The sequence below is a fragment of the Kitasatospora sp. NPDC059571 genome (genome assembly GCF_042735675.1).
In the GTDB taxonomy this organism is placed as follows: Bacteria; Actinomycetota; Actinomycetes; order Streptomycetales; family Streptomycetaceae; genus Kitasatospora.
Genome location: NZ_JBHWBW010000068.1, coordinates 14326 through 24341, shown reverse-complemented (window position 1 = coordinate 24341; position 10016 = coordinate 14326). Strand labels below are relative to the sequence as shown.

At 75.2% G+C, this 10016-nt stretch carries 9 protein-coding genes and 2 pseudogenes; 4 read left to right on the top strand and 7 right to left on the bottom strand.

What is annotated here, in order from left to right:
• A pseudogene (locus tag ACFV0G_RS11085) lies at nt 1-295 on the bottom strand (hypothetical protein); the annotation flags it as partial.
• A gap of 67 nt (nt 296-362) precedes the next feature.
• On the bottom strand, nt 363-599 hold the full coding sequence (locus tag ACFV0G_RS11080; protein WP_380545154.1) for a hypothetical protein: 237 nt from the start codon (nt 597-599) through the stop codon (nt 363-365).
• Between the two features lie 446 nt (nt 600-1045).
• On the opposite strand from ACFV0G_RS11080, the pseudogene ACFV0G_RS11075 reads away from it, so the two are divergent.
• Both ACFV0G_RS11075 and ACFV0G_RS11070 read left to right on the top strand, forming a co-directional pair.
• Nucleotides 1046-1153 (top strand): annotated as a pseudogene (locus ACFV0G_RS11075) (helix-turn-helix domain-containing protein); the annotation flags it as partial.
• 27 nt (nt 1154-1180) lie between these two features.
• Nucleotides 1181-2566, top strand: a complete 1386-nt coding sequence (locus ACFV0G_RS11070) for an IS21 family transposase (RefSeq protein ID WP_380545159.1) — start codon at nt 1181-1183, stop codon at nt 2564-2566.
• A 47-nt stretch (nt 2567-2613) separates the two neighbouring features.
• Here the strand turns inward: ACFV0G_RS11070 and ACFV0G_RS11065 are convergent, their stop codons facing one another.
• Nucleotides 2614-3024 carry an ATP-binding protein gene (locus ACFV0G_RS11065; protein ID WP_380545152.1) on the bottom strand — a complete coding sequence of 137 codons (411 nt, stop codon included), beginning with the start codon at nt 3022-3024 and terminating at the stop codon, nt 2614-2616.
• Between the two features lie 246 nt (nt 3025-3270).
• Here ACFV0G_RS11065 and ACFV0G_RS11060 point away from each other — a divergent pair, with 246 nt between their 5' ends.
• Nucleotides 3271-3990 carry a TSUP family transporter gene (locus ACFV0G_RS11060; RefSeq protein ID WP_380545156.1) on the top strand — a complete coding sequence of 240 codons (720 nt, stop codon included), beginning with the start codon at nt 3271-3273 and terminating at the stop codon, nt 3988-3990.
• On the opposite strand, the gene ACFV0G_RS11055 is transcribed toward ACFV0G_RS11060, so the two are convergent.
• From ACFV0G_RS11055 to ACFV0G_RS11040, 4 genes are all read right to left on the bottom strand, one after another.
• Complete coding sequence (locus ACFV0G_RS11055; protein WP_380545150.1) at nt 3968-4807, bottom strand: glycerophosphodiester phosphodiesterase; 840 nt, start codon at nt 4805-4807, stop codon at nt 3968-3970. The genes ACFV0G_RS11060 and ACFV0G_RS11055 overlap by 23 nt on opposite strands.
• Nucleotides 4808-4978: 171 nt before the next feature.
• On the bottom strand, nt 4979-5833 hold the full coding sequence (locus ACFV0G_RS11050; RefSeq protein WP_380545148.1) for a hypothetical protein: 855 nt from the start codon (nt 5831-5833) through the stop codon (nt 4979-4981).
• 201 nt (nt 5834-6034) lie between these two features.
• Nucleotides 6035-7186 (bottom strand): metallophosphoesterase, encoded by a 1152-nt coding sequence (locus ACFV0G_RS11045; protein WP_380545146.1) that lies wholly within the window; start codon nt 7184-7186, stop codon nt 6035-6037.
• 113 nt (nt 7187-7299) lie between these two features.
• Entirely contained in the window at nt 7300-8490 is a 1191-nt protein-coding gene (locus ACFV0G_RS11040; RefSeq protein WP_380545144.1) for a LacI family DNA-binding transcriptional regulator, read from the bottom strand.
• Between the two features lie 337 nt (nt 8491-8827).
• On the opposite strand from ACFV0G_RS11040, the gene hisC reads away from it, so the two are divergent.
• Nucleotides 8828-9907 carry a histidinol-phosphate transaminase gene (gene hisC / locus ACFV0G_RS11035; protein WP_380545142.1) on the top strand — a complete coding sequence of 360 codons (1080 nt, stop codon included), beginning with the start codon at nt 8828-8830 and terminating at the stop codon, nt 9905-9907.
• Nucleotides 9908-10016 lie beyond the last annotated feature (109 nt).

Sequence of the window (10016 nt, the reverse complement as noted above, 5' to 3'; positions counted from 1 at the left end):
GCCGGAGGCGGTCGGGGCCGGACGGGGCCGGCTCGTCGCCGCCGACCCGGGGGTGCGGCACGAAGGCCGCCTCGTGCCGGCACGGGCCGGGCATCTCGGGGGCCGGGTAGGAGATTCCGGTGCCGGCCGTGGCCGCCCCCGGGTCGTGCCGGACGTGCTGCTCGTACGGCACGGTGGCGGGCCATTCCTCCGCCCCCTCCTGAACGGCGGTGCCGTAGGCAGGGGTCCCGTACGACGCCGTGCCGTACACCGTCGTGCCGTACGAAGGGAAGAACTCGCCGGTCGGCTCGTACATGGTCTGCTCCGTTCGCTCCTCGGCGTGCCGGCAGCACGCCCCGTCCCGCGGTCCGCCCCCGAGAGGGTCATCCGCCGGCCGGTCTCTGTTCGGTGGTGCATCGCACGGAGAACTCGTACTCGAGCCGGCGGATCGTCCGCGCGAAGTCGGCCAGCAGACGCGAGCAGTGCTGCAGGACCACCCGCTCGCCGTTGCAGTACAGATAGCCGGCCCGTACGTCGCCGGCCACGTTGGCCCGGTCGGGGACGAAGAACCACTTCCCGAGCCTGCACACCGGATCCCGGTCCGGCGCGCGTGTCGGCACCAATGGAGACTGCGCTGAACTCATGCCCCCATCAACGAGATGTCTCCCGCCAGGGGCCTGCGGCGATCGGGTTCCATTCCATATTGCTCCCGGGCGGTGCTCGGTGAAATCCCCGGGGCGGGGGTGTCCGGCGCGGGCCGTCGCTCTCCTCGGGGCCTTTGTCGGGCGCCGTGGCGGACTTGTCGCACCGGTCGGGATGCTCGGCGGGATTCCCAGGGGTGGCGCGCGCCACTGCCCTTCAGGCGTTGCCGCGGCTCCCCGGATGCGGGTGTTCCGGCCGCTCCGTGGCCCGCGGACGCGCTTCGTGAAATTACCCGGGGCGCACGGTTGCAGAGCGGCCCGGATTCTCTGTGGACGGCCGGATCGGCGTGTTACATTTCCGCTTCTTTCGAATGTCATCAACTTTGCGTCGACACGTCTGAAATGACGGACTGTGAGGGGGCTCGGTGCTGACGGAAAGGGAATACGGGGACGCGTGCGCACTGCGCAGGCAGGGGTGGTCCGTTTCGGCGATCGCCCGACACCTCGGCCGGGACCGGAAGACGGTGCGGTCCTACCTCGCCGGTGAGCGGACCGTTGGTGTGCGCAGGACCGGACATGACGGTTTCCTGCGGTTCTTCCGGTACTGCCGCCGACGACTGCTCGACGAGCCGCACCTCAGGGCGACCGTGCTGTTCGACGAGATCGTCGAACTGGGCTACCGGGGCGGCTACTCGACCTTCACCCGGGCCCTGCGCAAGCACCGGGTGCGGCCGGCCTGCGAACGCTGTCGCGGGACCCTCCCTGCGGGTGGGGAGCAGGCGGCCGGGCCGACGGCGGAGGATGTGCGGTTCGACTGGCTGAGCCTCCCCGATCCGCCCGCCCCGTGGGGCTGCCGGGGGCCGGCCCACGTTCTGATGGCCTCGCTCCCGCGCACGGGCCGATGGCGTGCCGTGCTGGCCGAGAACGGCGAGTTCCCGCAGCTGGTCGAGGCGACCGACCGGGTGCTGCGACAGCTGGGCGGCACCGCCGGGCGGTGGCTGTTCGGCCCGGTGGCGGCCGTCCGGTGCCCGGACACCGGCCGGTCGACCGCGGCGTTCGCCCGGGTGGCCAGGTACTACGGTGCCGCCGTCGAGGTCCGCGCCCACCAGGGCGCGGGGGCCCGTCCGGTGCACGAGGGCGCGGACCTGATCACCCGCTTCTGGTGGCGCACGGTGCACGGCCACACCCGCCTCCAGGCCGCGCAGGACAGCCTCGACCAGCTGGCCGAGTGGACGGACGCCGTGCCGATGCAGCGGCGCGGCACCGGGACGGCCGAACGGCCGGGCGGCGGCACCGGGGCCGCGGACGGGCTGCGCGTCCTGCCGGAGGCACCCTTCCCGGCGCTGATCCGGGCCCCCCGCACCGTCGGCCGGCACAATCTGGTCGCCTTCCGCGGCAACCACTACGCCGTCCCGCTCGACCTGGTGGGCGCGCTGGTGGAGGTCCGCTGGCGCCTCGACGAGACGAGCCTGTCGATCAGCACGATGCGCGGAGCGGTGATCGCCCGCCACTTCCTCGCGCCGCGAGGCGCCGGACTCGTCGTCTGCGGCCGCGGTCCCGACATCACCCTGGAACGGCCCGGGCGCCCGGTGCCCGCCGGCACCGGGCCCTGCCGGGAGCAGAGAGGCAGCGAATCGCGTCCGCTGTCCCCGGCCGCACTGGCCGAGGCCGCCGCCCTGCGGCCACGCGTTCCGGCCCAGGCCCACGGGAGGGCCGCGGCGGTCCGGGCCGCGGCGCTCGGGGCACTGACTCCCGTGGCGCCGGCCGTCCCGCCCCCGCGGCCGGGCGGGCCGGACGCCGCGGCCGGAGTCCGGCAGGCGATCACGGCGATCACGGAGGCGGCGCGGACGGGGGACGACGCCCGGATCCGGGACCTGCTGGCCGGTCTCGCGCCCGCGGACACCACGGCCCCGTCGGCCGGTCCGCCGGGCGGGCGCGGGTGGTGACCGGCGCCCGTCAGCACCCGGGCCGCCGCGCCGACGGAGCCCGGTGGTCAGCCGGCGGCGGGGCCGGGGTACGGCCCCGGGCTCAGGCGGAACCAGAGGTGCTTGCCGTCGGGCTCCCGCTCGAAGCCCCAGGCGTCGCTGAGGGCGGTGATGAGGTGGAGGCCGCGGCCGTTCTCGTCGTTCACGGGGGCCGGGGTGTCCCGGGGGGCCGGGAGGTCGGGGGAGGAGTCCCGTACCTGGCAGAGGACCTCGCCGGAGTGGTGGTCGTGGCGGATCACGATGCGGACGCTGGGCCCCCGGCTGTGCTCGACGGCGTTGGCGACCGCCTCGGAGATGAGCAGTGCGGCGTTGTCGGCGGTGCGGAGGTCGGACACCAGCGCGGTCAGCGCGTGCCGGGCCTGGCCGACGGAGCGGGCCCGCCGCGGCAGGGTGACGTCGGCCAGCAGGGGCGTCGGCATGCTCTCGACCTCCGGTGGGAGAGGCGGCGGCAGCCGCCCGGGCCCCCGCTGCGTTCCATGGTGGACCGGTGGGCGGGTGCCCGGCAGCCGTCGATCGGCCCGACGCCCCGGGACGAAGGTCCGCTGCCGCCCGGGCCTTTGTGGACGATCGGCCCGCGGCCTGATGGGATGAGGCCATGACCACCGGCCGGGACCGGCGCCGATGAGGGCTGCCGGGCGAGCAGCGGGCGGCCGGCCGTGAGCGGCCTGGCGGCCGATCTCGTGCTGGGCGGTGTGGTGCTGGTCGGCTCCTCGGTGCAGCGGCTGGCCGGGATCGGATTCGCCCTGGTCTCCGCGCCCGCCCTGGTGCTGCTGCTGGGCGCGGGCCAGGGCGTCCTGCTGGCGAACGTCGCAGCGGGCACGATCAGCGCGGTCGGCCTGGTCGGCAGCTGGCGGCAGGTACGGCTGGCGGCGATGCTCCCGCTGGTCGCGGCGGCCGCGTGCACCGTCCCGCTGGGGGCCTGGGTGGCCGCGCGGCTGCCGGAGCCGGAGCTGCTGGCCGGCACCGGGGCGCTGGTGACCGTCGCAGTGCTGCTGGTGATGCGCGGGGCCCGGCTGCCCGCGCTGCGCGGCGCGGGCGGGGCGCTCGCGGCCGGTGCGGCCAGCGGCTTCATGAACTCCTCCGCCGGGGTCGGCGGTCCCGCGGTCTCGCTGTACGCCGCGAACGCGGGGTGGACGGCCCGCGAGTTCGTGCCGAGCGCCCAGTTCTACGGCCTGCTGGTGAACGTCTTCTCGATCTCCGCGAAGGGCCTGCCGCGGCTGCCCGGGCAGGCCTGGCTGCTGGTCGCGGCGGCGATCGCCGTGGGTGCGGCCGCCGGGGCGGTGCTGGCCGGCCGGGTGTCGGACGTCCGGGCGCGGCGGATCGTCCTGCTGCTGGCCCTCGGCGGCGGTCTCGTCACCCTGGTCAAGGGGCTGTGGCTGCTCTGACGCGGGCGGTGGGGCAGTTCCGGTCCGACCAGCGGCGGGCCCCGGCCGGGAGGTCGGTGATCAGGGCGTCGGCGCTGCTGTCGGCCGCCGTCCGCCACGCCGCCGGATCGTCGAGGGTCCACACGTAGACCGCCCGGCCGGCCGAGTGCTCGGCGGCGACCCGCGCCGGGGTCGCGGTGGTGCTGTCCAGGGCGATGCCGGCCAGCGGGAGGTCGCCCGGGTCCTGCGCGGTGCCGGCGCCCTGGATCAGCACCAGCGGGAGGTCGGGTGCGGCGGCGTGGGCGGCGCGCAGATCGGCCGCGTAGAAGGAGTAGAGCACCACGCGGGCGCCGGAGGCGGCGGCCGCCCGGGCGATCCGCGCGTCGTCCGCCGGCCCGCGCTGCTCCTTGATCTCCATCAGCAGCCGGACGTCGGTGCCGGCGATCCGCCGCAGCAGGGCGTCCAGGGTGGGGACGGGCCGGGGCGCGCCCGGGCCGGCGGTGACCCGCAGCGCGGCGATCTGTGCGGAGGTGAGGTCGGCGACCGCGCCGCGGCCGTCGGTGACCCGGTCGACGGTGGCGTCGTGCATCAGTACCGGGACGCCGTCCCGGGTGGTCCGGACGTCGGTCTCCAGCCAGTCCGCGCCCTCGCGCAGCGCGGCCTCGAAGGAGTCCATGGTGTTCTCCGGCGCGCTGCGCGGGGAGCCCCGGTGGCCGGCGACGGCGAGGGCCGTGCAGCGGTCCGGTGCGGTGCCGCCGGTGCTGTCGGCCGGCAGCGCGGCGGCGGCGATCAGCAGGGCGGGACCGGCCACCGCGGCCGCCCGCAGGAGCGTTCTCATGCCCGGATGATGGAGCGGCCGCCGCGCCGGGCGGTGGCCGGTTGGGCCGATCGGGCGGCAGGTTTCGTCCGTCCGGGTGAGACGGGGGCGCGGGAGTGACGGACGATCCGTCAGGAGCCTTCGGGCGCCCGGCACCTGGCGGGCGGGCCACCAGGACCTCCGGCGCGGGCCTCAGACCTCGTCGGGCCCGGTGAACCCGGGCGGGGTGTACCCGGGGCTGGTGAACTCCGCAGTGCGCGGCTCCCGTCCCTCGCGGTCGGTGATGCCCTCCACGCCGGGGCTGGTGAATCCGGCGCTGCTGTAGCCGGGCGGGGTGTAGCCGGGACTGAGCATCTGCGGCGGGATCGGCCGCCCGGCCGGCTGCGGTGAGAGCGCCGGATCGGTGTCGAGGTTGCGGTGCAGGTACGGCAGCAGGGCCCGGTCGCGGAGGGCGGCGTGCCAGGCGAGCCGGGCCTCCTCGACGTCGTCGGCGAGGTGCGGGTCCTCTCCGGCCGGCCGGGCGGCCCCGTCGCGCAGCGCGGTGAGCAGCAGGCCGACGATGCCGACGGCCATGGCGGCGATGCCCACCGCGATGGCCGCCCAGCCCGCGGTGACCACGCTGCGTCCGAGCGGCAGCGCGGGGCGGACGGCGCGCAGGAGGTACCCGATGAGCAGCAGCAGCGCGGCAGCCGACCAGGAGAGGATCGGGGCGAGCACGGTCAGTACGGGGAACAGCCCCGCGCCGTCGTCGGCGCGCAGCCGCCCGGAGAGCTCGCCGCCGAGCCCGCCCGGCTGGCCGGCGGCGGCCCGTTCGGCGGCGGGATGCCGGAGGTCGTCGCGCAGTCCGACGTAGTGCCGGTACTCGGGCGCGGCGGCGGCCGCCACGTCCCCGGCGGCGAGCATCGCCTTGGTGCGCAGCTGTTCCGCGTTGAGATGGGGTTCGGGCGCACGCAGTGCGTCGAGGATGGTTGCGTCGCGCAGTGCTTCGTCGAGGACGCGCTCGTAGTCCGGGCGGTCCTCGGCGAGCAGGTGCGGGGCGTCGGTCATGGGGACCCCGTTCCGCTGGTTCACGGAGCTGGACTGGTGTCGCGGCGGCCCGGTGGCGGGCGGGCGGTCGCGTGGTGCCTCGATGGTAGGGGCGAGCACGGAGGCGCTGACAGTCCGTTTCCGGATTTTCAGTGCCCTCAGGCCGCGGGCAGGCCTCGGTCAGGTCTGCCGGGGGTGCGGTCAGGAGGGCCGGCACGGGGTTCAGTTGACGGGCAGCCGGGCGATCAGCAGGCGTCCTTCCATGGTGACGCCGCCGTCCATGGCGATGGCGAGCTCGTCGGCGTAGATGTACGGGCCGGGGACGTGCGGGGGAGCGCCGTCGTCGGCGTGCACGGCGCCGGTGAGGTACGGGATCGGGCTGTGGCCGTGCACGACGCGGTAGCCGCCGTACGCGCCGAGCAGCTCGTGGACGGCGGCCGGGCCGCTGTCGCCGCGGAAGGCGAACCGCTTGGTGAACCGGCGGAAGCAGTCCCACCACTCGTCGGCGCCCTCGTCGGCGAGCACGTCGTGGACGGCGTCGTTCACGTCGGCGATGGTCTCGCCGTACTCCAGGTACGCGGTGGTGTCGGAGTGCAGCAGCAGGTGGCCGTCCTCCAGGGCCATCGCGGGCAGCCGGGAGAGCCAGCTGATGTGGTGCGGCTCCAGGCGGTCGAGGTCGTGCTGCTGGCCGCCGTTGAGCCGCCACGCGGCCAGGAAGGAGGCGGTGCCGGCGGTGGACTGGACGGGCTCGTCGCCGTACCGGGCGGCGCCGAGGAAGAGCAGTTCGTGATTGCCCATCAGGGCGCGGCAGTAGCCGCCGGCCGCGGCGGCCTCCGCGGCGAGCTGCATCACGAGGTCGATGACGCCGATGCCGTCGGGGCCGCGGTCGGTGAAGTCGCCGAGGAACCAGACCCGGGAGCGGCCGGCCGACCAGTGGCCGTCGGCGTCGATCAGGGCGTGCTGCTGGAGGGCGGTGCGCAGCTCGTCGAGGTAGCCGTGCACGTCGCCGATGACGTAGAGCGGGCCGGGCGCCTCGCCGGGCTCGGGCTGCGGGTACGGGAAGTGCACCTGCTGCTCGGCGGCCGGGAGCGGGGGGCCCAGCTCGATGGTCGGCGGGTCCTCGTGGTGGGCGGCCTCCGCCGGGCCGTGCTCCGCGGGGTGCTCGGCCGCCGCCGCGGGGTGGCCGGCCGCCGGCCAGTGCTGCTCGAGGTAGTGGGCGCCGCCGTAGCCGCTGTAGGTCTCGTCGTAGCCGTAGCCCGCGGGGGGCTCGGCGGGCTCGTAGTAGGAGCCGTACGGGAGCACGTCGAGGTCCTGGTGGTGGCGGGGGCCTGAGTGGGGCAGTTCAGGCCCGGGGAAGCGGTCCTCGGGTGTCATTCGACCATCATAGGAAGACCACTCTCCCGGCGTCCTCACCTGGTCGGCATCCAATCCTTCGGAGCGTCACCGGAGGGGGCCGGGCGGCCCGCTCCACCCCGCTGCATCATGGTCTAGACCTTACCTCTCGGGGCGGCCGGACGGGAGTGCTCCTCGCCCGGCGGCCGGGGCGGGCTGACCGTGGTCCGGGGGCCGCGGCGGCGCTGCGAGGAGGCCCGGACGATCAGTTCGGTGGGCATCAGGGTGCCGGGCGGCGGGCCCGTGCCGGCCGTCCGGAAACGGGGCGGGAAGAGCCGGGAGGCGTCCGCGCCGGTGCCGGGGTCGACTCCCTCGATGGCGTCGATCAGCAGGTTGACCACGGTGGTGCCGATCCGGCGGGGCTTGAGCGAGAGGGTGGTGATCGGCGGCTCGGTCCCGGCGTACACGTCGCTCTCGCTGCAGCAGACCAGCAGCAGGTCGTCGGGGACGCGCAGGCCGTACCGGCGGGCGGCGGCCAGCAGGTCGGTGCCGTTGGGGTCGAACAGGCCGTACACCGCGTCGGGGCGGTCCGGCCGGGCCAGCAGCCGGTCGGCGGCGACCGACCCGGCGGCCGGGTCGTGCGCCGGGTACGCCTCGTACACCGGCTCCTGGCCGACGCGGTGGCACCAGCCGAGGTAGGCCTCGGTGGAGAGCCGGGTGTAGGTGTCGGTGGACGTCCCGGTGAGCAGGCCGATCCGGCGCGCGCCGGCCTCCGACAGGTGGTCCAGGATGTCGAGGACGGCGGCCTCGTGGTCGTTGTCGACCCAGGCGGTGACCGGGCAGTTGCCGGGCTTGCCGTCGCTGACCACCGGGACGCCGGACCGGTAGAGCTCGCCGACCAGCGGGTCCTGGTCGGGCGGGTCGATCACCACCGTGCCGTCGAGGGCGATGTTGCTCCACACGTCGTGCCGGGACGAGGCGGGCAGCACCACCAGCGCGTAGCCGCGGCTGAGCGCCGCGCTGGTGGCCGCGCGCGCCATCTCGGCGAAGTACGCGAACTCGGTGAAGGTGAAGGGCTCCTCGCCGTAGGTGGTGACCGTCAGGCCGATCAGGCCCGAGCGGCCGGTGCGCAAGGTCCGTGCCGCGGCGGACGGTCGGTAGCCGAGGCGCTCGGCGACCTCGCGCACCCGGCTTCTGGTCTCGTCGGGCAGGCGGCCCTTGCCGTTCAGGGCGTCCGAGACCGTGGTGATCGACACTCCGGCGGCTGCCGCCACGTCCCGGATGCCGGCTCGCTCCAGACGCCGCGAGGTGGGTCGCCGACCGCTCTGGTTGGCTGCTGCTGTCATCGCGGACCGATCGTATGGCGCAGGGCGCCGGTCGGTGACGGCCCCAGGCCACCGGTCTGAAGATACGTTTCTCCAAGACCGGGAGCGGGCCGGACCCTTCGATATCTACGGCAATCCGGGCGTCTTACCTCTGACATGTGCCGTCGGAACACGGCAGAATGGCTGATCTGCACCCGTAACCCGAACGGGCAACTCACCCGCACGGGTGAGCGCCGTCGGTATCGTTCGGGGCACCCGTCAGGGGTGGCGCGGGGCGGGCGGAGGGGACGGCGCGCGACGGCGATCCCGGGCGCGGCCGGATCCGGCAGACCCAGAGAACACAGAACGGAGAACGACCGTGAGCGGTACGGCAGCGCAGGGCCCCCGGCTGAGGCCGACCCTGGACGGCATCCCCACCTACAAGCCTGGCAAGCCGGCCGGCGCCGACTCCTACAAGCTGTCCTCGAACGAGAACCCGTACCCGCCGCTGCCCGGCGTGCTGGACGCGGCCGTCGCGGCGGCCGGCTCCTTCAACCGCTACCCGGACATGGCGGTGACCGGCCTCACCGAGGAGCTGGCGGCCCGCTTCGGCGTCCCGGCCGAGCACATCGCCACCGGCTGCGGCTCGGTCGGCGTCGCCCAGTCGCTGGTGCTCTCCACCGCCGGCCCCGGCGACGAGGTGATCTTCGCCTGGCGCTCCTTCGAGGCCTACCCGATCATCACCCAGGTGGCCGGCGCCACCCCCGTCCCGGTGCCGCTGACCGAGCACGAGGAGCACGACCTCGACGCCATGCTCGCGGCGGTCACCGAGCGCACCCGGCTGATCTTCGTCTGCAACCCGAACAACCCCACCGGCGCGGTGATCCGCCGCGCCGAGCTGGAGCGCTTCCTGGACGCGGTGCCGTCCGACGTCCTGGTCGTGGTCGACGAGGCGTACATCGAGTTCATCCGCGACGCCGAGGTGCCCAACGGCATCGACCTCTACCGCGACCGCCCGAACGTCTGCGTGCTGCGCACCTTCTCCAAGGCCTACGGGCTGGCGGGGCTGCGGGTCGGCTTCGCGGTCGCGCACGAGCCGGTCGCGACCGCGCTGCGCAAGACCGCGGTCCCGTTCGCGGTCAGCCAGCTCGCCCAGGACGCCGCGGTCGCCTCGCTGCGCGCCGAGGACGCGCTGCTGGAGCGGGTCGAGTCGCTGGTGGCCGAGCGGAGCCGGGTGCTGGCCGGGCTGCGCGAGCAGGGCTGGACGGTCGTCGACTCGCAGGCCAACTTCGTCTGGCTGCGGCTCGGCGGGCGGACGGCCGACTTCGCCGCCGCCTGCGCGGCCGCCGGCGTGGTCGTCCGCCCCTTCCCGGGCGAGGGCGTGCGCGTCTCGATCGGCGAGGCGGCCGGCAACGACATCTTCCTGGCGACGGCCGAGGCGTTCCGCAAGGAGCTCTGAGACCGCCACCGGTGACGGGGCCCGCGGCGTGCGCGCCGCGGGCCCCCGGGGTGTGGGGGGGCCCCCCCACCCCCCCCCGCGTGGAAGCAAGAGGCCCGGGTGCCCAGTG